19 protein-coding genes, 1 other RNA gene and 1 pseudogene are annotated in these 21,070 nt (G+C 43.8%); 17 read left to right on the plus strand and 4 right to left on the minus strand.

What is annotated here, in order from left to right; genetic code table 11:
- Window positions 1–41: 41 nt before the first annotated feature.
- From BK126_RS26980 to BK126_RS27045, 12 genes are all read left to right on the plus strand, one after another.
- Entirely contained in the window at window positions 42–872 is an 831-nt protein-coding gene (locus BK126_RS26980) for a carbohydrate ABC transporter permease (protein ID WP_076315565.1), read from the plus strand.
- A gap of 39 nt (window positions 873–911) precedes the next feature.
- Window positions 912–1,913, plus strand: coding sequence for a sugar phosphate isomerase/epimerase family protein (locus tag BK126_RS26985; RefSeq protein ID WP_256703068.1), 1,002 nt, complete (start codon window positions 912–914; stop codon window positions 1,911–1,913).
- 258 nt (window positions 1,914–2,171) lie between these two features.
- A complete protein-coding gene (locus tag BK126_RS26990) occupies window positions 2,172–3,248 on the plus strand; it encodes a Gfo/Idh/MocA family protein (protein WP_256703069.1) in 1,077 nt (358 codons plus the stop codon).
- Window positions 3,249–3,255: 7 nt separating this feature from the next.
- Entirely contained in the window at window positions 3,256–4,284 is a 1,029-nt protein-coding gene (locus BK126_RS26995) for a Gfo/Idh/MocA family protein (protein ID WP_076315567.1), read from the plus strand.
- A 70-nt stretch (window positions 4,285–4,354) separates the two neighbouring features.
- Window positions 4,355–5,164 carry a glucosamine-6-phosphate deaminase gene (locus BK126_RS27000; protein ID WP_305954060.1) on the plus strand — a complete coding sequence of 270 codons (810 nt, stop codon included), beginning with the start codon at window positions 4,355–4,357 and terminating at the stop codon, window positions 5,162–5,164.
- Between the two features lie 100 nt (window positions 5,165–5,264).
- The gene (locus BK126_RS27005) at window positions 5,265–6,398 is read left to right on the plus strand and encodes an N-acetylglucosamine-6-phosphate deacetylase (protein WP_076315568.1); all 1,134 of its coding nucleotides are present in this window, start codon (window positions 5,265–5,267) and stop codon (window positions 6,396–6,398) included.
- 134 nt (window positions 6,399–6,532) lie between these two features.
- The gene (smpB, locus tag BK126_RS27010) at window positions 6,533–7,012 is read left to right on the plus strand and encodes an SsrA-binding protein SmpB (RefSeq protein ID WP_076315569.1); all 480 of its coding nucleotides are present in this window, start codon (window positions 6,533–6,535) and stop codon (window positions 7,010–7,012) included.
- Window positions 7,013–7,322: 310 nt separating this feature from the next.
- Window positions 7,323–7,686, plus strand: a transfer-messenger RNA (tmRNA) gene (gene ssrA, locus BK126_RS27015).
- A 660-nt stretch (window positions 7,687–8,346) separates the two neighbouring features.
- A complete protein-coding gene (locus BK126_RS27025; protein ID WP_076315570.1) occupies window positions 8,347–9,285 on the plus strand; it encodes a metal-dependent hydrolase in 939 nt (312 codons plus the stop codon).
- 362 nt (window positions 9,286–9,647) lie between these two features.
- Complete coding sequence (locus BK126_RS27030) at window positions 9,648–10,538, plus strand: AraC family transcriptional regulator (protein WP_076315571.1); 891 nt, start codon at window positions 9,648–9,650, stop codon at window positions 10,536–10,538.
- 109 nt (window positions 10,539–10,647) lie between these two features.
- A complete protein-coding gene (locus tag BK126_RS27035; RefSeq protein WP_076315572.1) occupies window positions 10,648–11,679 on the plus strand; it encodes a linear amide C-N hydrolase in 1,032 nt (343 codons plus the stop codon).
- Window positions 11,680–12,053: 374 nt separating this feature from the next.
- Entirely contained in the window at window positions 12,054–12,620 is a 567-nt protein-coding gene (locus BK126_RS27045) for a PepSY domain-containing protein (protein WP_076315573.1), read from the plus strand.
- Window positions 12,621–12,658: 38 nt separating this feature from the next.
- On the opposite strand, the pseudogene BK126_RS27050 reads toward BK126_RS27045, so the two are convergent.
- The 3 genes and pseudogenes from BK126_RS27050 to BK126_RS27060 all read right to left on the minus strand — a co-directional run bounded on the left by BK126_RS27050 (window position 12,659) and on the right by BK126_RS27060 (window position 14,511).
- Window positions 12,659–13,064 (minus strand): annotated as a pseudogene (locus BK126_RS27050) (type II toxin-antitoxin system death-on-curing family toxin).
- Window positions 13,061–13,324 carry an AbrB/MazE/SpoVT family DNA-binding domain-containing protein gene (locus BK126_RS27055; protein ID WP_076315574.1) on the minus strand — a complete coding sequence of 88 codons (264 nt, stop codon included), beginning with the start codon at window positions 13,322–13,324 and terminating at the stop codon, window positions 13,061–13,063. The pseudogene BK126_RS27050 and the gene BK126_RS27055 overlap by 4 nt, the downstream one beginning before the upstream one ends.
- Before the next feature lie 494 nt (window positions 13,325–13,818).
- Window positions 13,819–14,511, minus strand: a complete 693-nt coding sequence (locus tag BK126_RS27060) for a hypothetical protein (RefSeq protein ID WP_076315575.1) — start codon at window positions 14,509–14,511, stop codon at window positions 13,819–13,821.
- Window positions 14,512–14,851: 340 nt separating this feature from the next.
- Between BK126_RS27060 and BK126_RS27065 the strand changes: the two genes are divergently transcribed.
- Both BK126_RS27065 and BK126_RS27070 read left to right on the plus strand, forming a co-directional pair.
- Window positions 14,852–15,883 (plus strand): hypothetical protein, encoded by a 1,032-nt coding sequence (locus BK126_RS27065; RefSeq protein WP_076315576.1) that lies wholly within the window; start codon window positions 14,852–14,854, stop codon window positions 15,881–15,883.
- A 101-nt stretch (window positions 15,884–15,984) separates the two neighbouring features.
- Window positions 15,985–16,488 carry a hypothetical protein gene (locus tag BK126_RS27070; RefSeq protein WP_076315577.1) on the plus strand — a complete coding sequence of 168 codons (504 nt, stop codon included), beginning with the start codon at window positions 15,985–15,987 and terminating at the stop codon, window positions 16,486–16,488.
- A gap of 260 nt (window positions 16,489–16,748) precedes the next feature.
- Here the strand turns inward: BK126_RS27070 and BK126_RS30310 are convergent, their stop codons facing one another.
- Window positions 16,749–16,958: a sigma factor-like helix-turn-helix DNA-binding protein gene (locus BK126_RS30310; RefSeq protein WP_076315578.1), complete on the minus strand. Its 210-nt coding sequence runs from the start codon at window positions 16,956–16,958 to the stop codon at window positions 16,749–16,751.
- Between the two features lie 357 nt (window positions 16,959–17,315).
- Between BK126_RS30310 and BK126_RS27080 the strand changes: the two genes are divergently transcribed.
- From BK126_RS27080 to BK126_RS27090, 3 genes are all read left to right on the plus strand, one after another.
- Entirely contained in the window at window positions 17,316–18,221 is a 906-nt protein-coding gene (locus tag BK126_RS27080) for a LysR family transcriptional regulator (protein WP_256703070.1), read from the plus strand.
- Window positions 18,206–19,081, plus strand: coding sequence for a LysR family transcriptional regulator (locus tag BK126_RS27085; RefSeq protein ID WP_076315580.1), 876 nt, complete (start codon window positions 18,206–18,208; stop codon window positions 19,079–19,081). Before BK126_RS27080 ends, BK126_RS27085 begins: the two co-directional genes overlap by 16 nt.
- A 328-nt stretch (window positions 19,082–19,409) precedes the next feature.
- Window positions 19,410–21,068, plus strand: a complete 1,659-nt coding sequence (locus tag BK126_RS27090) for an extracellular solute-binding protein (RefSeq protein ID WP_076315614.1) — start codon at window positions 19,410–19,412, stop codon at window positions 21,066–21,068.
- Window positions 21,069–21,070 lie beyond the last annotated feature (2 nt).

Genomic DNA, 21,070 nt, shown 5'->3' on the forward strand with positions numbered 1-21,070 from the left:
AAATGAGAAGAAGCGTCTTCCTATAGGAAGGAGGTCAACCCATGAAAACCTCTCGTAAGAAATCAGGTAAAATCATTGCTTATATCGCAATCATGATCAGCTCGCTCATTATGCTGGTGCCTTTTGTTAAGGCGATTCTGAATTCATTAAAAACATATGCAGAATACACCGCCGTACCGCCGACCTGGTTCCCAAAAGACTTTCAGTGGTCCAACTATGCGGAGGTACTGAAGCTGGGCGATTTCGGCACACAGACGATGAACAGCTTCATTGTTGCCATTCTGTCTGTGGTCGGAACCTTACTGTCCTGCTCACTGGTGGGTTATGCCTTTGCCAGGCTCCGTTTTCCCTTTAAAAACGTTCTGTTCATGTTTGTACTCGGCACGATGATGATCCCTCCAGTGGTTATCATCATTCCGCATTTTATCATCTTCAACTCGATGAACATGCTGGATACACTTACACCGCTGTGGGTAATTGAATGGCTTGCCCAGCCGTTCGGCATCTTTCTGATGCGGCAGGCTTTCCTCAGCATACCGGGAGAGTATGAGGAGTCTGCCAAGATGGAAGGAGCCAACCCGCTGCGGATCTACTGGCGCATTTATATGCCGCTGAGTCTGCCGTCGCTCGCGACACTCTCCATTTTTACATTCATGACCAAATGGAATGAGATCCTGGCACCGTCCATTTATTTGAGCTCCAGCGATAAGTTTACCTTGCCGATCGGCATCTTGGGTCTCAAAGGGCAATGGGTCGGCAATGAGCAGCTGATGGTCGCTGCGGCGCTGATGAGTTTGCTGCCGATTCTGCTCGTATTCCTGTTTGCGGAGAAGTACTTCGTGCAGAACCATACGGCTTCAGGCATTAAATAATGCGGGATTGAATGTTGCCCCGTAAGGAGGAAAAAAAGGTTGGATCATAACGAGATTAGCCGAGACGGTCAGGACAAGACAAAATCATCTCATCATAGTCCACCACCGCGTGCTCACTCGCAGCTGCGTACTGACACGCAGGAGGATGGCATTGTGTCTCACGACCGTTTATTTCCCGTCGCGGCTTTCAGTGGGACCCTGATCGAGTACAGCCTTCCGGAAGCAATGAGAATTACGGCTGAACTTGGTTTTGATGGTATTGAGATTGCCTGCAGATCACCTCATCTTCCGCTGGATGTGCCGCTTCAGGAAGTCAGGAAAGTGAGAGAGCGGGCAGAGGAGCTGGGACTTGCCATTCCAGCCTTAGCAGGATATGTCGGATACTTCTCTAACTTGACGGAGGAGGAGTGTAAGTCTGCTTTAGAAGATGTTCGGCAGCTTATTCAGATCGCAAGTGTAATGGGTGTCCCTTATGTTCGTGTGTTTCCGGGTGCCCCCAATGCATTTAAGGCAGAGGAGCATCATTATGAGCAGGCAGCCCGGTATTTGCGAGCCTGCGTAGAAGAGGCGGCGGAATCTGGGGTTCAAATCCTCATTGAAATTCATAACCAAACGCTGATAGAGGACGCCGTTAGCGCCATGAAGCTGCAGGGATTAACAGGGGATGACAGGCTGGGATTCATCCATGATGCAGGCAATATGTACATCTCCGATGTTGATTATGGGGCTGAATCGGTTCAGCAGCTCGGTGCTTCTCTCTGCCATGTCCATGTAAAGGATGAGCGGAGAATGGCGGCTGCGGGTGAGGAAGGGACGTTTGTCAATCTGACTCGCCATGGGAATGAGGCATTCATGCAGTGCCGGCTGGGAGAAGGCGAGGTAGATCACGCTCCGCTGCTGGGGGCTCTGCATCAGAGCGGATATAGCGGGTGGATTACGCTGGAATGTGCAGCGCCTTATCCTGCGGTCGAGCGCCTCGCTTATGACCTGAAGGAGATTCAAAGATTGATGGCAGAGGTGAAGGCACAGAATCAGGGTTGAAGAAGAAGTGCGAATATTGAGGAGAAATTACTAAAGCCGCTAGATTCAGGAGTCACTTGGGAAGTAGCACAGGTGAGATGAGGGATTCAGCAGTAGCAGCAGCATAGGGAAGTTAAAAGAGCTAAAGTGAAGCTGCAGTTTATATTGGTAAAAAGCAAGTGCAACTAAAGGTAGAGGGCGAGGACGGGGAGCATTCAGTAGAGTTACGCGTATTGGAGCATGACATTTTGTAAAGATCTCTTAGCGGAAAGGAGAGGTATGATGTCATCTGTAAGAGGCTTGCCTGGATCAGGAAAGGCAGAGAAGTTTGCGGTGATCGGCTGTCAGCATCCGCATATCTCGATTTTTATCGAGGAGATGCTGGAGCTGGGTTATGCGTGTGCGGGCATATGTGAACCAGGTGATCTGGCACTGGCCACTCAGCTGGCGGCCAAGTATCAGCTGCAACTTGTAGACAGCAGTAAGGAGCTGCTTGAGCAAGAGCAGGTTCAAATCATAGGGAGCTCTGCCGTGAATAACCTCAAATTGGAGATCGCACTCCAATGTGAGAAATACGGCAAGCATCTGATGCTGGATAAGCCAGCGGTTGTTCACTGGAAGGGGTATAACGAGCTTGAGGAGCTAATCAATAGAGGGAATATTCAGCTAGGAATACTGTTAACAGAGCGTTATCGCCCTTCATTATATACGCTGCGCGAAATGGTGCTGAATGGTGAGCTGGGAGAGATCATGAGTATCACCATGCGGAAGCCGCATCGGCTGCGGCCGGAGACCCGTCCTGCATGGCACTTCAACAAGCAGGAGTCGGGAGGCATTATTGTTGACTTGCTGGTGCATGACTTTGATCTGCTGCGCTGGCTGACCGGTCAAGAGATTCACAGCATCCAGGCTGCAATGGGCAAAAGAATCTTGTCACAGTATCCAGACTTCTACGATACGGCCGCTGTTCAAATCGTACTGGATGGCGGAGTCAGCGCTCAGCTGTATGCGGATTGGCATGCCCCGGAAAAATGCTGGACTTGGGGAGATGGACGCATCTTCGTGACGGGCACCTTGGGGAGCGCCGAAATTAGGCTCGCAGGTGATCCGGCAGCGAAGCTGGATGGTGAAGAGGAGCTACTGCTCATGATGACCCATGAGGAGCCCTTGCAGCAAGTGCCGCTGCGTATGCCTCCTGTTCGTATCGTGGAGGATTTTATAAACCGGATTGAGGGGAAGCCGCATGAATTTACGCATGAGGATCTCTTGGCAGCTACAAGAGCCACATTAATGGCAGATGAGCAGGCAGAGCGGGTCCTTGTTTACTCTAAAAAGGAACATATAAGGAAAGGGTGAGCGGGTTATGTCAGCAGGAATAATACCTGTGAGATATGGGATTGTGGGCTGCGGAATTATTGCGGAGGTTCATGCTAGTGAGATCGCAAAACTACCGGAGGCAGAGCTTGTGGCCGTATGTGATGTGAACCCGGATCAAGCCGCTCGATTCGCTGCACAATATGGCGCAGCAGCATACTCGAATCTGGATGAGTTATTAGCAAGGCCCGACATCGAAGTGGTATCCATTTGCACACCCAGTGGACTGCACGAGGAGCAGGTCATTCGAGCGGCAAGAGCGGGTAAACACATCCTTGTCGAGAAGCCGATGGCGATCCAGATGGAAGGCGTAGAGCGCATGATTGAAGCCTGTGAACAGGAGGAAGTTCTGCTTGCTACCGTATTTCCCCGCCGCATGTCACCGCAAGCACAGTACGCGAAACAGCTCATTGCCTCTGGCGCGCTTGGCAAGCTGAGTCTTTGTTCCGCCTACGTGAAGATCTATCGGAGTCAGGCTTATTATGACAGTGCGGGATGGCGTGGAACATGGGCGATGGACGGAGGCGGAGCCATGATGAATCAGGGCATACATACCGTGGATATGCTCCAGTGGCTGGCAGGCCCAGTTGCTTCGCTTGAGGGAAGAGCCCGAAATGTACTGCGAGATATTGAGGTGGAGGACACGGTAACCTCACTGCTCCAATATGAAAATGGTGCGATGGGTGTACTGGAGATTACGACAACCGCTTATAAAGGGAAGGGTCAGCGTTTAGAGCTATATGGAGAAACGGGCACACTGATCATTGAAGAGGATGATATCGTGATGCTTGAACTGGATGGAGCAGAGGTTACACTGCCGGAGTTTGCCCCTTTTGCCGTCATTCCAGACGGGCATCGGGAGCAGCTTCGCGATTTGGCTTATGCAGTGCGTGAAGGACGTGCACCGGTGGTACCGGGGACAGAGGGAAGGCATTCGCTGGAGATCATTTTGGGGACGTATGCATCCTCACGTCTGAAGCAGGAGATTAAGCTCAAAGAGCATTTTTCAATGGTGTAGGGGAGCAGCAGGAATGCAAAATTGAGATGGAATCCGAAATAGGCTGTTAGGAAGAAAGGCGGGTGAGAGGGTGAGTGAGCTCATGATTACACCAGTATTTCAAACACATGCAGATCAGCTGAAGGTCAGCGTATATGCAACACGCGAAGAGATGGGGAAGGCGGCTGCCGCAGAGGCCGTTCGTTCTTTACAGCAGCGGCTACGCACACAGGAGCGGGTGAGAGTTATTTTTGCCGCAGCTCCATCGCAAAATGAATTTTTGCAAGCGCTTATGGAAGCAGCCGATGTGGAGTGGGGCAGGGTAGAGGCTTTTCATATGGATGAGTATATCGGGTTGTCCCGGACGGCAGAACAAAGCTTTGCCAGATTTGTAGAGGAGCGGGTCATACAGGCGGCAGAACCGGGGCTAAACGCATGGCACCCACTAAACGGGAAGGCAGAACCGGCAGTGGAGTGCCGCAGGTATGAGGAGCTCTTGAGGGAGAGACCGATTGACTTTGTATTTATGGGGATTGGTGAGAACGGCCATATTGCCTTTAACGATCCTCCGGTGGCTGATTTTGCAGATCAGGCTTGGGTGAAGCCGGTGGAGCTGGATGAGGCGTGCAGGCAGCAGCAGGTGAATGATGGCTGCTTTCCGAGCTTCGACGAAGTACCCACCCATGCGCTTACATTGACGGTGCCCGCACTCATGTCCGGAACAGAGCTGTTCTGTATGGTGCCAGGACCGACAAAGAAGCAGGCGGTATATAACACGGTGAACGGTAAGATTAGCGAAGCTTGTCCGGCCAGCATTTTAAGAACACATCCGAGGTGTACTTTGTATGTAGATTTGGCAGCTTGGGGTGAAATGAATGAACATGAACCCCCTTTAAAATAAAAGAGTGTATTTAAGCAGAGACGTAGCCTTTTACAGCTAATTTTCCATGTTATCGAGCGTCGTTAAGACGCTTTTTTATATGAGAAGGAGGTTAGTCTAGATGGTTAACACGCGATATACGGAAGCTGTGCATTATGCCACTGGGGAACGAATCAAGGTGGAGATAACTGAAGATAACAATACTGCTCTCGCAGGTATTAATAGTGAAACAGTCTATTTCGCGCCAGGTCTTGTGGATTTGCAGGTAAATGGATACATGGGTATTGATTTTAATAGCCCAGATCTTACGGTGGAGCAGGTTCACCAAGTAACTAGACTGTTACAAGCCGTTGGTGTCGTGAAATACTGCCCGACTGTAATTACAAACCGTGAAGAAGCAATGAGTCAGTCCTTGCGAATAATTGCGGCAGCCTGTTCAGTAAATGAGATCACAAGGAGGAGCATAGCGGGGGTGCATTTGGAAGGTCCTTTTATCTCACGGGAGGACGGCCCCAGGGGAGCACACCCAGCGAAATGTGTGATTGCACCGGATATAGATCTGTTTCAGCGCCTGCAGAGTGCTGGCAAAGGGATGATCCGGATTGTGACGATGTCACCCGAGTGGGCTGGGAGCCAGCTGTTTATAGAACAGTGTGTGCAGGAAGGAATCATTGTATCCGTAGGGCATACAGCGGCGAGCAGTGAGCAGATTGTTGAGGCCGTAAGAGCCGGGGCATTCATGTCTACTCATCTTGGCAATGGCGCACATCTGATACTTCCAAGACATCCCAACTACATATGGGAGCAGCTAGCCGCTGATGAGCTATACACCTGCTTTATTGCGGATGGATTTCATTTGCCGGATGCGGTCCAGAAGGTCATTATGCGCGTAAAAAAGGAAAAGGCCATACTTGTCAGCGATGCGGCCCATTTGGCGGGTTTACCGGCAGGGGATTATAAGACGCATATTGGTGGAAGAGTAACACTGACGGAATTAGGAAAGCTTCATTTGACCGCTCAGCCGGAGTTGCTTGCCGGATCGGCTCAAATGCTGATTCAAGGAATCAGCCGATTGGTTCGCAAGGGGTTGTGTACGCTCGAGGAAGCGTGGAATATGGGGTCTGTTCAACCTTGGAGACTGCTAAATAAGTACAGTGAAGCTCAGCCGGAGCTTGAGCCGAGTGTTCTTTTTACAATGCGAGATGGGGAAGTGCAAGTGCTTCAAACCGTTGGCAGCGGGGTACAACGCATATAGGGGTTTGTTACCTTGATTTCTCATCATAGAATTTGATACAATGAAGTCCGGAAATGATTGTTATTTCCCGCAGTCTTATAGACAAAATGACCGTCAGTGCTTGCTACAATACGATACGAAGAGGTGAAGAGAACATGGCGAAGAAGAATGACGGCAAGGTATTAGCGCAGAATAAGAAGGCTTCCCATGACTATTTCATCGAGGATACGTATGAAGCAGGAATGGTGCTGACTGGGACAGAGATTAAGTCTCTGCGGAATGGGCGTGCGAATATTGGAGATGCGTTTGCGACCATTCGGAACGGCGAGATCCATATTCATAACATGCATATCAGCCCGTTCGAGCAAGGGAACCGCAATAACCCGGATGATCCTACACGTACGCGTAAGCTGCTCTTGCACAAGGCACAGATTAACAAGCTGCTGGGTCTGTCGAAACAGGAAGGATACTCCATCGTACCGCTGAAGATTTATGTTCGTAATGGATATGCGAAGCTGCTGCTTGGACTGGGTAAAGGTAAGAAGCAATATGATAAACGTGACACCGCCGCGAAGCGGGATGCACAGCGTGATATCCAGCGTGCACTGCGCGAGAAGCAGAAGGTTGCTCGGTAAGTTGATTTAGCGGTGCTTTTGAACGAATGAAGTGACATTTAATGTCTGAGTTAGCTCTGTTGCAGCTGGTCAGAATAGGTTAGGTATGACGCGCTTTTCCAACTCTCTCCTTGTTTACCTGCAAGTTATAGATTGGAGTAAGTCGCATTATATATACTTTTGTGATATACTAAGGATGTACGAGAGAGAACAAGTGCTCTGGTATAACCAATTGCTTCTAGTCATCCTTTTACCATGGAGGGGAAGGATGCGGAATAGATCTACTGGTGCTCTTATTGATCCGATCTATCCAGGAGGCCCTTTATAACAAGGGGGCGTTTTTGGATTCGACGGGGATAGTTCGAGCATGAGTAGCGGGTAGTGGGGACGCGTCCGCTTCATCAACGCTAAAGCCTATTAAACGGCAAACAACAAAACAACTACGCTTTCGCAGCTTAATAACCTGCGTGCGTGCTCTCGCTCTGTATCGCCCATGTACCGGGATGAGGGCCCAACTTTAGTGGGATACGCTGTCTAGTCTCCGCCTGCGGCTAGCTGAAGAAGACAAACAGGCTGACCCAACGTAGAGCCGGTTACGGGGCGCTACTCGGGTGACATCAAAACTGTGACTACACCCGTAGAAGCTTATGTGGCGTTATCTTCGGACAGGGGTTCGACTCCCCTCGCCTCCATTTTCTAAGTACTCAAAGGCCATCAACCAGATCTTCTGGTTGGTGGTTTTTTAGTTTGTGATATAATCGTTGAAACTCAATGGGAACGGAGGGACTTCAGACGATTGTTAATCGAGAGCAGCTCCAAGAAGTTCTAAAAAAAGCAAACTAACATGCACGTAAGCAAGCGAAAGATTTAGGTGCTTCTATCTACTATATAAAAAATAACAAACGTATACGAGAAGACGCGCAAGGAAACAAGTTTGAAATTGTGTTTGATGAATCCGGACAACGTCAGGAATTTGAATACCATGAATGACATTAAACCGATTATGATAGTTTCGCTGGAACTAATGGTGCTAGAAGTAGCACGCTAAGAAGCTTACCTTCGGACAGGGGTTCGACTCCCCCTCGACTTCATTTAAAGTGCTTAAAGAACCACCAACCAGAAGTTCTGATTGGTGGTTTTTGGTTTTGTTGATGGAGTTTTTAATGGTAACGTTAGAAGACAAAGAAATAGACGGTGAACATCTTCTGAATGATGTTTCATTGACAGCTCTGAAGGAAAAGAGGATATGCTGAAAAAATAATATAGTAGGAAATATCTTCTATGTTATAGAGCATATAGAAGATGAAAGTGGTATGCATAATGCTAATCAGTAAATCAAAGAAGGTGCAGTTCCAATGGATCCTTATCTATATTTGTTTTTTCATGTCTTATCACATGCACTTTTGGGGGCAATTATTGCATACTGCTTTTTGCCAAAGAACAATTGGAAAGACCGTGTTGTATGCCTCTGTTCAGGTGCCCTTTGTGGGATAATTCCTGATTTTTTGGGGGATAGAAGTACAGCTCCATGGTCCCATTCGGTACTGATTGCCCCTTTTCTAGCGTTAGGTGTGGCTTATTTGACAAAACAGTTCTATAAAAAGGCATCATTTAAATTAATTTGGGGATCTTCGATTTTGTCTGTCTTATTTGGACATTTGTTTTTAGACTACATGGGGCATGATATACCAGCATTTTATCCGGTTAGCGATAAGTCCTTTATTATGGGAGCTATTACTTTAGGTGATCCGTGGATATGGTTTCCATTGGTTATCGGCCTTGTATGGAGTTTGCTTTTAAGCAATAAATCTAAATCACCTGTAATAACTTCAATACTATTCGTACTAATATACCTAGTATTTCGAGTAACGGCAAAAGAGATCATCGAAGAAAAAGTGCGGGTTCAGTATCCTGTTTGGGAAAAGTCATATATCACAGTGGAACCTGATCATCATTATGAATTCCCGTTAAACCCCTTACATTGGTTGGATTTCAGGTTTGAAATTAGCAGCTCCCATTTTTCAAGAGGTGGGGATGCAGGTATTCTTGGGCAGAAAACAGATGAGCTGTTCTGGTACGATTTTTATCCAGTTGCACGTGACATTACATTAGTACATGGAAAGTATAGTTTTATGTATTCAGCTAAATCAAATGGTAGTCTATCCGTTATTGAAGATTGGACAGAAACGGGATTCAACTTTATTATGGGAGAGCATGAGGGTAATCTTCATATCTTCAAAGAAACTTTAAATGGCGAGTGGGAAGAAATTCTGTTGAGGCAGTCTGATGACTAGTGTGAATTTGTTATTACCGATTAAGATATGCAGTGTCATTCATACGCTCTTTTCAGCACGGCTCCTATTTCTATTGTTAGGATATCATAACAGGATTAACAGGAATTAATGACGATACGAAGGAATGATTCTTTTGCATACATTGATCGAACTTCTAAGAATATTAGGGATTATACTTCTACTGTTATCTATACTATTTCTAGTGCTGAGCAGCCTCAAGGAAACGTACAGGCATTTAGACAAGTTGTATTCAGCCTTTTTCTACACCGGTATAGTAGTAGTATTGACATGGGCTATATTAAGTTGAATTGTTGTTGTATTTACATATATAGCAGACGTACAGTGAGAGAGGAGAACGATCATTGGATTATTTTCATTGTATTCAAAAAGTTGTTGAATATATCGAGACACATATTGAAGATGATACCGATGTCGATGAGGCAATTCGCAGTTCTCACGTTTCTAAGTTTCATTTCTATCGTCTGTTCAAAGCAATTGTGGGTATGACAGTTCATGAGTATATGAAGGAGAGGAAGTTGAGCAAGGCCGCAGAGCACCTCTGTACCACAAATGATGATATATTAACCATAGCGACAAGATATGGATTTAACTCACAGGAAGTATTCACGCGTAATTTCAAAAAGTTGTTCCACTGTACCCCAGCTGCATTTCGAAAAACCAATAATGTGGATTGGGCGCTGCGCGCAACAGGCAAGATGAATGTGGATTCTCTCAGACTTGATATTAAGAGTATGAACGGAAAAATTGTTGTAAACGAGAAGGTTGAGATCATACAGGACCTCAAGCTGATAGGAATAGAACGGGAAATGACAGATGAGCAGGCGTATAGTGTCGTTGACGCAATGGAGCTTTTTTTAAAGGAAGCAGAGCGAATACGTAACATCGTAAACGAAACCATATTTCGCATCTGTTATGGAATAGATTATTCCGGAGATATTCCCAAATATAAAGAGTTAATCGCAGTGGAGGTTTATGACACGGCTTATGTGCCGAATGGAATGACAGCAAAGTGTATTGAGTATGCAAAAGTAGTGACCTATTCACATAAGGGCAGATTGTTCATGGGGGAAGAAGAGAAAATTATAAATACATATCATTTTTTGTATCGTTATCGCATCCCTTATCAATCATATGAATTAACAAAAGACTTTCTTCTTGAAAGGTACGGAGCAGATTTTAAAGGACCATTCCATGAAAATTCACATATGGAAATATCATTCTCCATTCGATAACAATGTAGCAATCAGAATCAAAAACCGATAACGGCTTTCTGGTAAATTTCAAGTTAACAACCTGTTAATTTGATGATCAGGAAGCTTTTTTATTGGAGGGAATCGAGAGATGTGTACCACATTTGCGATGAAAAATGAAGAAGTGATGTTACTGGGGCACAATTACGATTTTTACTATGGACATGGCTTAATTGTTGTAAGTACGAGGGACCTTATGAAAGAGTCTTTCAAGGCTGACGGGACGAGAGGGGTTCGCTGGAAAACAAAGTATGGAAACATTACCTTTACGCAGTTTGGCCGTGAGTTGCCGATGAACGGGATGAATGAGAAGGGACTCACGATTGCGATGATGTATCATGAAGACGGGCTATATCCGCAAACGGACAGCAGACCTGCCCTGAATGAACTGCAATGGATACAATATCAGCTAGATCAATATGCTTCCGTAGAAGAAGTAATTTATCATCTAGATCACATCAGGTTAGAAAAAACCTTGTATGAACTCCACTATATGATTGCAGATGCAACGGGTCAGACAGCAATTATCGAATTTATTGAGGGAAGAGCACATGTAACTCAGGATGCACCCTATTTTTCACTTACCAATACGAGCTTCGAGAAATCATTGGCGTACGCCAATCAATTTCAAGATATTCCAATTCCGCAATTATCCCGAAAGGTCACATCTCTTGACCGTTTTACCTTAGGTTATCGCCTTGTGGAGGATAAGTGCCGATTAGATAACACGTCGCCTCTTTCGGTAGAAGAAGCATTTTGTGTGTTAGAAGATATTGCGGTGAAGCCATCCGTAGATTGGAGCTGGATCGGTGACGGAATTCCGTCCACACTCACCTATTGGAGTATTGTGTTTGACATCAAGAACTTAATAATCCACTATAACGATTATGGCAATAAGGAAATTCGCTCGATTGATTTAAAAGACTTCGATTTTTCCCATGCCGCCTCGATTCGCTGCTTATCGCTGGATAATACACTTAAAGGATCTATCGAGGGTCATTTCAAACCGTACACAACATTGGATAATGAAAGGATCATTCAATTAAGTTATAAACCGATAAGCGATGTGTTTCCGATCAAAGATCAGTTAGCGTTAGCCCAATACCCGGATACATTTAAGTGAGATCTTCAGAAATTTTAGATGGTTATTAATCGAGAACAACTCCAAGAAGTTTTAAAAAAAAAGCAAACCAACATGTACGTTAAGCTAAAGATTTAGGTGCGTCTATTTACTATATAAAAAATAACAAACGTATACGAGAAGACGTGCAAGGAAACAAGTTTGATGACATTAAACCGCTTATGACCGTTTTCTTTGAACTAATGGTGCCGGAAAGAGCACACTAAGTATGCAAGTGAAGGATTGGTTGGGGGAATCTTGTTGATCCAGATCAGATTGCTCGGGGACATTTGTATTGAAGCATTAGAATGAGATTCTCTTCTGTTGTTTATAATAGACTGGATCATCAGTACATGGTTACAGAGGGAGTTATTATAATGAAACGCACCCATATATTCTTCGCATTTCTGTTTTCAGCTGCTGTTGTATTAAAAGCACCTGGAACTGCTTTAGCTCAGACCAGTGACATATCATTGCAAGCTGTAGAGGAAATACAGCAAGTAGACGTTCCATTTGATATAAATACATATGATGCGACCACAGCATCTGAAGTGATAACTCTCCATGACAAGGATCGATTAAAGTTTCTCGGAATGAAGCTAAGTCCCCCTTTATTTGCTCCAAAAGTAAGCGTAGAAGAAGCGATCAACATTGCTTCAGCTAAAAGTCCCAAGTTTGCTAAGGAAGCTAGCTCAATAGAAGCGGAATATCAGCTTTTTAGTTATCCATTTATGAATGCCTTTACCGAAGAAGCGTTAATTCGTAACAGCCAATTAAAGAAGGATGGTTTTTTGTTAAATACACCTGTATACATTGTTACATTTTTCGATATAAAAGGTACAGGACACGCAATGAAAGGGAAGGAAGCCCCAACGTATAACCAGTTCAATGTTGTCATCGATGCTAATTCTGGAAAATCACTATTATCATTCACCTATAGGTAATGAAGAATCCCACCAGATATCCTGATGGGATTTGTGTTCTATGATTCTAGTAGATTAATAGAATGAGCTTCGATAATCTTAACTACTTGTTGACGGTCGATATGATGGTTTACCATGTCAACCGTAAAATCTTCGGCTTGCTTGGGACCCATTTTGAATTGCAGGTGATTATAACGCAGAAATATGACCAGTGCTGTAAAAGCGGTCCGTTTAAGCGTTGTGAAAAGGGTGATTCTGACCCAAAGATTCAAATAAAGCCGAAGCCTTCTCCATTATAGTAGGATATGCATCTTTGCCCAAAATGGAATGCTGAGGTCGATGCACTGCTGATTCAAGCAACCCAGGTTCTTTAACTCCTATCTGTTCACCTGGGCTGTAGCGTTGAATCATAGCTACGTTAATAGCTATTACTTCTTGAACGGATAAATAACGAGTGGACGTCATCTGTCTTTCAGTCCTCGTAATGTCTGATCGTATTCTTCAATGACATCTGTCAAAGTATCCATGAAGTCTACACTAATCCCTTCAGGTAGAGAAACCTTTGTTGACTTTTTAATGAGGATTTCGCCTGTTGCAGGATTAACATCAATACTCGCTGTATCGCCTTGCTCCAATCCAATTTGCTTCAAAGCATCCGTCATGGTGATACCTAAGCTGTTACCGAACTTCGTTACTTTTCGCTCCATCTCTATCATCCTATTCATTAGAATTCCTCCTTATCATCTTATTCAACTGTTATAACAATTATACAATTATAATTAAAGGGTTCAATCACTTTTAAGGTTCATTCACACGGTCTGCTTCTGTAGCTGCTTGTATGTAAAATTTTTGCTTCTAAAGCGTATTGTGTTTGACATCAAAAACCTAAAAATCCGCTAATCCATTGATTTCAAAAACTTCGATTTTTCCCATGCCGCCTCGATTCGCTGCTTATCGCTGGATAATACACTTAAAGGATCTATCGAATGTCATTTCAAACCGTATACAACATTGGATAATGAAAGGATCATTCAATTAAGCTATAAACTGATAAGCGATGTGTTTCCGATCGAAGATCAGTTAGCGTTAGCCCAATACCCGGATACATTTAAGTGAGATTTTCAGGAAAGGGCAGAGGTTAACAAAAAAGGACCCAACGAATAATGGGTCCTTTTTTGTATTTGGAAGAATTACAGACAGTCTCAGTCCATTCAACAAATCAAAAAGTGATCGTTGCTCTCCAAGATCCGCCGCCTTGCGTACAGGTATAGGTTCCTGTAACGGTTCTGCCGTCTGCAGCAAGGGTGCCGGTGTAGGTACAGTTATTGCCATCGCTGCTGTTTCTTCGTAACACCTGCACGTTGTTGCCGGATATATTGATCGTCAGTACAGCTGTAATATCCTGCGCACCTTGCATCGTCCACCTTGCATCAAAAATATTGCTGTTTCCTCGGCGCGTCCATACCCCGCTCCAGCCGTCTTCTTGTTCGTACCAAACTCGTCCTAGACGGGGCCTTTCACGTCTTACAATCGTGGCGGTCCAAGTACCTCCGCCTTGATTGCATCTAAACGTACCGGAAACCCTGCGTCCATCTGAGGAGAGAGTGCCGGTGTAGTCACAGTTATTGCCATCACTGCTGTTCCGACGCTGAACATACACAAAATTACCGAAGATATAAATTGTCAAAACTGCTGTGATTGGTGTTGCATTCGTACCAGGCATCGTCCATCTTGCGTCAAAAATATTGCTGTTTCCCCGCCGGCGCCACAAGCCGCTCCAAGATCCCTCTTGCTCATGCCACTCAACCCCCAAGTCCTGCTGTCCAAATGGAAAATTTAAGGTTTGGGATGGAAGTAACTGACGATACTCATTCGGGATATAGCTAGAAGGTACACAATGATAAGGATACATTAAGGATCTTCTCCTTTGTTTGATCTGATTATGTAATATGCTATGTTGGGGGTTTGCCCATTGTACCTGAGGGCACCTATTTTGGGCTGTTTGCAGATTGACAATTACTTATGAAATTGCTTTGCTATCAATCTTAGGGCCAAGAAGTGAGATTGGACTTTGTTAAAGAGTATATAGAATATGAAAATCCGAACGAAATAGATGATCGTTTTTATTTTATTGAATTTAAAGATAATGGATCTAGTAATTAATATTTAATTTAATGAAAAATATTGTAAAATAAAGTTAGATCATATCATCTACGAATTAAATGAGTACCAATGATCAGGAGTTGATTTTATTGATTAAAAAGTGGCAACGAAAAAGAGTCAAAGGATTTCTCTCAAGTTTATTAATTGGTACATTGTTATTCAGTATTTCAAGCGTCGCTTTAGCTTCCGATGATCTTGTAGTGAGTGCTGATATTGTTCCACTAAATTCAATAAGCGTAGATGAGAAAATTAAAGGATTATACGAACAAAGAAGTCTAGTTTTAGCACAAAAAAAGGAAGGGTACCAAGAAGAATATGAAAAACTAGGAAAAGAATTAGAAGCACTTGGGGGTGAATTCTTGACTCAAGCTCAAGTTGCTGAAAAAATGGAAATTGCTAAAAAAACATATAATGGACCCACACCTCAAATAGCATTGCCAAAAAATCCAAAATATGTTTGGTCAAGTGTTCGAAATTCATGGGTGAAAAACGGGGTTACATACGAAGTTCAACACCTGACAGCGGAGCCTAATAGCACGAAATCCATACTATGGGGAGTTCAAACTGGAGTAACGCAAAGTTCTAGCGAAGTGCAAGCTGCTGCTGTAAAATTGGTTGGGTCTCTTATAAAAGAAGGCGCTTCTACAATTGGTAAACCTGTTGATGCTTCAATAACCTTCTTTGATGCAGTGTATAACTTTATCACTGATGCAAATTTCGGAAGAACTACGGTAATAACCGATGTCACCTCTAACTATACTGTTTCATGGTTCGAAAATATAGATTTTATGTATGTAAAGAAAAAGAGTGATCCAGATTCAAATCAAGAATTGACATTTATGTCATCCTCTATTAGCGGTGATGCTTCTTGGACAATGCCTTCATTTAGTTATAAGTCAAGCGGAGCAGTAAAAAGCGTAAAGAATTTAAATGGAAGTAGACTATTCACCTACCACAGTACAACTGCACATAGAAACGGCTCATTCGCTGTTGCCGCTTATCTTGATCCGTCTGCACCAAGAAATGCCTATATAACGTTTGCTGAAATTAAGGGGTATCAAGATAAAAGGGTTGGTCTGATACCTGTTGCTACACCCGCTTCACCTATAACAATGCCTTAATAGAATTATTTCAAGTTATTAATTGGATTAATGCTGAATAAGATTTGTGTAATTACTTATCTGTTGCACAAATCTTATTTGGTGTTAAAGGAGATGTAAGTGTGAGAAATTTTTTGAAATATTCTTTGATTCCAATTTTATTGTTGGTGATTTTTTTGTTTTTTTATAAATTCCCTAATAAAGTTGAAGTAGTAAGGTCTGCCGGAACTTTCTCTTATATTAATTCTTCAACATTTCAGGAAACTCATATTCAAATTAATGGCATACTTTATCGACCATTATTTCGAGATCATGTTTTTAAAGGCTCAATTATAATTAATGGAAATGAAGTATCTGAAAACGGGGAGACACTTGATACATATATTTTAGAGAAAAAGAATGGTATTAATATGGGCAATTTAGTATACAATGATCTTTCCAAAAACCCTCCGGACAATGTTTCTATGTTAGGTATTATTTGGTTTGATGATGACTTTAATAATATAACAATTCTAGATGTTCAGACAAAGGTTAGATATATAGTGACGGGTTCCACATACAAAGACGCATTATCAACATTAGAAAAAATGAAAAAAGACTTTGGCTCCAGTTTTGTAGTTTTTTAAGCAATCATTCGTTGGGACTGCTGTATACTAAAAATAGGCTTACCAAATAACCTTCTCAACGAAATGATTTGGTCTTAGTCAATCACACTCCTCTCCTTGGATATTAAGAACCCTTGAACTCGCTAAAAGTTATGAATAATTTTATTCTTTTTCGTTTCTTCAACTATTTTCGTCATTACTCCTTAACTATTGAAGAATGAATTTACGGCTGGTTAAAAAAGTCCCTGGAGTACAGCAGTACTCAGGGACTTTTAATTATTTCATTTTTTCTTAATGATCTTTAGAATTTGACTCACTCTTGATTGGCTCACATTAACTCTTGAAGCTATCTCATGTTGTGTAAGGCTTGGTACTCTCTCTATCAACTTATGAATTATGTAAATCAATTCTTTTTTTCTTTTATCTTTCGATAGATCTATTCCATTTAAAGCTTGTTCTTGTGCATATTGCTTCTTAATCTCAATAAGCAATTCATCTTCATTTTATCGTTTCCCAGCTCATGCAGGTTCCCCCCTTCTTAATATGTACTCCCTCATTTTACTCTGAACAATAACATTGAGATAAGATCTTTTCATAACATTTAAAAGTCAACAAAAAAGAACCCTTGAACCTCTTTAACCTAACTTGCCCGTTAGTTGAATACACATAAATAGTTGAAGTGACTTTTAATAGAATTTCATATGACTTTCGTAGAAGGGGTCAAGCACCCACCCTAAAATCCAGTAACCCTTACCTGAAATTTAGCGGATATCTTAATAGGCAGATTTCTTCTTATAATATTTACAAAGGGATGTCTATATGGTTAATCGTCAGCTTGGAAGGGGGATATGCCCGTGGAATTGCGCCAGCTTGAATACTTTATTCAGATATGCAAATCGGGGAGCTTCACCAAGGCCAAAGAAGAATTAGGTGTGACTCAGCCTACACTTAGTCAGCAAATTAGGGTGTTGGAAGATGAGTATAACATTCCATTGTTCGATCGGGTAAACAGGGGGGTAGAAATAACGGAAGCAGGAAAGATCCTCTTGAATAAGGGCAACGCGATTATGGAGCTTCTGGAAGAGGCACGAAATGAAATACATGAAAGGCGACATAAATCGGTAGAAACCATTTCCATTGCTTGCTGTCCTGCTGAGCTGGAATACCTTGCTCCATACTTTATAAAATTTCATCAGAATTACCCTCATATAGTATTGAAAATCGTCGATGCCGAGGATGTGGAGGATAGAGTGCTGGAGCAGCGTGTAGACATTGGAATCACTGCACAAACAATCACGAATACTTCTGTCACCACGACTCATTTGTATAGACAGGAGCTGGCTATGCTGATTCACTCAGCGCATCCTTTGGCGGATAAATCCTCGATCCCTTTCCGAGCTCTGAAGCAAATCAATTCTATGATGTTCTTAGAACAAAACAAATCCTTAATTGATATGTGCTGCTTCTCTTATGGGTTCACCCTTAAGTCCATCATACATACCTCCACCACCTCCGTATTAATCCATTGGGTAAGGCATGGACTGGGTGCATCTCTGATCCCAACATCTGTGCTCGATAACCTAAGGGACGATTCCGTACGTATTCTAAAGTTAGAAGGCCGTATTCCTAGCTGGGACATCTCCCTCGCGTATCTTAAATCTGTAACGATGAGGCCGTCGGTACGCCTATTCATTCAAGAGATTCATTCCTATGTAAGAGAGAATGAGGTGAAGCTATCTTGTTCCGGCAATTAGAGTGCTTCATACAAATATGCATAGCAGGCAGCTTTACTAAGGCAGCAGAGGTTCTAATGATCTCTCAGCCGACATTAAGTCAACAGATTCGCTTCCTGGAGGCAGAGGTTGGAACCCCCTTGTTCGAGAGGTTTGGCAGAGGGATCAAGATTACAGCCGACGGGGAAATTCTGTATGCAAAAGCTCTTTCCGTGATTAGGCTCCTTGATGAATCGAAGAAAGAAACCAATGAGCTGCGCCATGCTCAGGCTCGGGCCAATAAACTTTCGATCGGCATTTCGCCGATGGACTTTTTAAGCTTAGCGCCTCTTTTTTCGAAGTTTCATGAGCAGTATCCCTACATTTCAGTCAAATTTACGAGTGGAGAATATACGACTCAGCAATTATTGAGTGACAGTATTGATATTGGGATCACCAACAATCCGGATCCAAACAAAGAAATTCATACGATGCATCTACATACAGAAGAGCAGGCTTTGGCCGTTTATGCAGGTCATCCTTGGGCTGAGCGTACTTCTGTTTCTTTTCGAGAGTTAGTTGAGTTGGATACTCCGTTATTTGCCGGCGATCTAAATTTACACGAGCAGCTTCATGCATCCAATCCTAAGACCTCCAAATCCCTGCAGTCTATGTTTGAATCTAATTCTAGGTCAATCCTTCTGACTATGGTCATGCAGCAGATGGGAGTCGCGATCTTACCCGTCTCATCTATTGAAAATCATGCGGGTCAGTCATTACACATGATTCGACTCATCGATCCCACGCCTGTTCGTGAAATCAAGCTCATGTATAAGAAGTATCAGTACAGCAATCCTTCTGTTCAGCAATGTATCGACTTTCTTCTCGAGCAATCCAAATGATAGGGCAGAAAGGGGCGGTTATAATCTATTTGTGTAATGTAATAACCGCACTATATATCTAATAAATGCGAGCTGAAACGAAGGGGCTATCCTTTGTCATGCTCGCTTATTCGAGTTCACGAAGGACAGAGAAAGATAAGGACGGTAATCCGGAATCGGTGAGCCTTTTTCCCCTGTCCTTTGCCTGGAATAACATTTATACTAGCAGTAAACTGAGCATAAAATTCCTATAAATGGCACTATACTTCACATTAAAAATTCGAAGATATGAGGTGATCTATGAATGGTTAGAAAGCGTATCTCAGCAATGATGGTGTTATTAGCCCTGATGATGTGCTGGGCGTTAGCGGCTTGTTCCGGCAACACAGGCACCTCGAGTGAAGCCACTGCTGAGGTTCCATCGAACTCGAGCCCCAAACCCATCGAGGCAGATTCTTCTCCAATGAAGTCTTCCCCGGATGAGCCAGCCTGGAAGCTGGACACGGCACCTATTACATTTGACTGGTACATCAATTTTGATTGGTTCACCAGCAAGTGGGGAGGTAACGTAGTATCCGATTATATAACGAAAAAGACAGGAGTCAGCCTGAACTTTATCGTGCCTGCCGGCGATGCCAGCGAGAAGCTGAACACGATGATGGCAGCGAGGTCACTCCCTGACTTCATCACACTGGCCTGGTACGAGGATTCCGTACAGAAGTTGATCAATGGTGACATGGTTCTTCCGTTGAATGAACTGGCCGATCAGTATGATCCTTATTTCTTTAAAGTCGCAGACCCCGCGAAGCTTGGCTGGTACACACAGTCTAATGGGAATGTCTACGCCTACCCGAATGCCTCTTCATCCCCCGCGGATTATCATAAGTATGGTCCGTTATTTACATCTAATCAGACCTTTGTTGTTCGCAAAGACATGTATGAAGCACTTGGAAAGCCAGATATGAGCACACCGGAAGGGTTCTTGAGCGCACTTAAGGCTGCGAAAGAGAAGTTTCCGGAGGTAGACGGTCAGCCGCTTATTCCGATTGGTCTGCATGAATTTACGGAGACCGGCAATTATTCGCTGGAAGAGTACCTTCAGAACTTCTTGGCTATTCCACAGCAGAAGAACGGTAAACTATACGATCGTAGAAGTGATCCTACCTATCTAAAATGGCTGAAGGTGTTTCGCCAAGCACATGAGGATGGGCTGATCCCTACAGATGTATATATTGATGAGAAACGGCTGGAAAAGGATGAGAAAATAGCGAAAGGCCGCTACTTCGCCATGCTCTATCAGTGGTCTGACTTTTCAGAGATTAATCAAGCCTTATATAAGAAGGACCCGAATAAAGTATATATCGCGATTGATGGTCCGGCGAATGATGCACATGATCCCCCAACCCTTGCAGGAAATGGTGTCTCCGGCTGGACGGTGACGCTCATCTCGAAGGAGGTCAAGGATAAGGAGCGGGCGATTGCCTTCCTCAGTTATTTGCTCAGCGAGGAGGGGAACCGGGATCTGTTCCTCGGAGAGAAGGGCGTTACTTACGATCGAATAGACGGTAAGGATCAGTTTCTGCCCGAGGTCTTGCAGCTGCTTAACACCGACCGTCAAGCGTTCGACAGCAAATATGGCGGTTCTTATATGTACTGGATGCTAATGGACACAAACAAGAATTTGGAATGGATGACAGGAATGGATGCTGAACCTGCCAAGCAGATCTCGGATTGGACGAGGGGCAAGACGGTCAGCATGTCCGAATTTGAGAATCTGGATCCAGATCCAACGACCAAGGAAGGGATTGCGGAAGGCAAGAATACGCGGCTCTGGGCGAAGACACTGCCGAAGCTGCTGATGGCGAAGTCAGATGCTGAATTCGATCAGCTATTCGCTGAATATATGAACACAATTACCGATGCGCCCGAATATGAAGCGATCATCGCTAGCCGCCAAGCAGCTTATGAACGAAATGTAGAGAAGCTGAGATCGACACTTAATCCATAGTT

This window comes from Paenibacillus sp. FSL H7-0326, assembly GCF_001955535.1.
GTDB classification, from domain to species: domain Bacteria; phylum Bacillota; class Bacilli; order Paenibacillales; family Paenibacillaceae; genus Paenibacillus; species Paenibacillus shunpengii.

What these genes read in the sequence shown, in the direction of transcription:
- smpB (WP_076315569.1), top strand. Translation starts at nt 6,533, where the DNA reads ATGGCGAAGAAGAATGACGGCAAGGTATTAGCGCAGAATAAGAAGGCT.
- BK126_RS27080 (WP_256703070.1), top strand. Translation starts at nt 17,316, where the DNA reads ATGCCCGTGGAATTGCGCCAGCTTGAATACTTTATTCAGATATGCAAA.
- BK126_RS27045 (WP_076315573.1), top strand. Translation starts at nt 12,054, where the DNA reads ATGAAACGCACCCATATATTCTTCGCATTTCTGTTTTCAGCTGCTGTT.
- BK126_RS26990 (WP_256703069.1), top strand. Translation starts at nt 2,172, where the DNA reads ATGATGTCATCTGTAAGAGGCTTGCCTGGATCAGGAAAGGCAGAGAAG.
- BK126_RS27005 (WP_076315568.1), top strand. Translation starts at nt 5,265, where the DNA reads ATGGTTAACACGCGATATACGGAAGCTGTGCATTATGCCACTGGGGAA.
- BK126_RS26980 (WP_076315565.1), top strand. Translation starts at nt 42, where the DNA reads ATGAAAACCTCTCGTAAGAAATCAGGTAAAATCATTGCTTATATCGCA.
- BK126_RS27025 (WP_076315570.1), top strand. Translation starts at nt 8,347, where the DNA reads ATGGATCCTTATCTATATTTGTTTTTTCATGTCTTATCACATGCACTT.
- BK126_RS27055 (WP_076315574.1), bottom strand. Translation starts at nt 13,324, where the DNA reads ATGAATAGGATGATAGAGATGGAGCGAAAAGTAACGAAGTTCGGTAAC.
- BK126_RS26995 (WP_076315567.1), top strand. Translation starts at nt 3,256, where the DNA reads ATGTCAGCAGGAATAATACCTGTGAGATATGGGATTGTGGGCTGCGGA.
- BK126_RS27035 (WP_076315572.1), top strand. Translation starts at nt 10,648, where the DNA reads ATGTGTACCACATTTGCGATGAAAAATGAAGAAGTGATGTTACTGGGG.
- BK126_RS27090 (WP_076315614.1), top strand. Translation starts at nt 19,410, where the DNA reads ATGATGTGCTGGGCGTTAGCGGCTTGTTCCGGCAACACAGGCACCTCG.
- BK126_RS27060 (WP_076315575.1), bottom strand. Translation starts at nt 14,511, where the DNA reads ATGTATCCTTATCATTGTGTACCTTCTAGCTATATCCCGAATGAGTAT.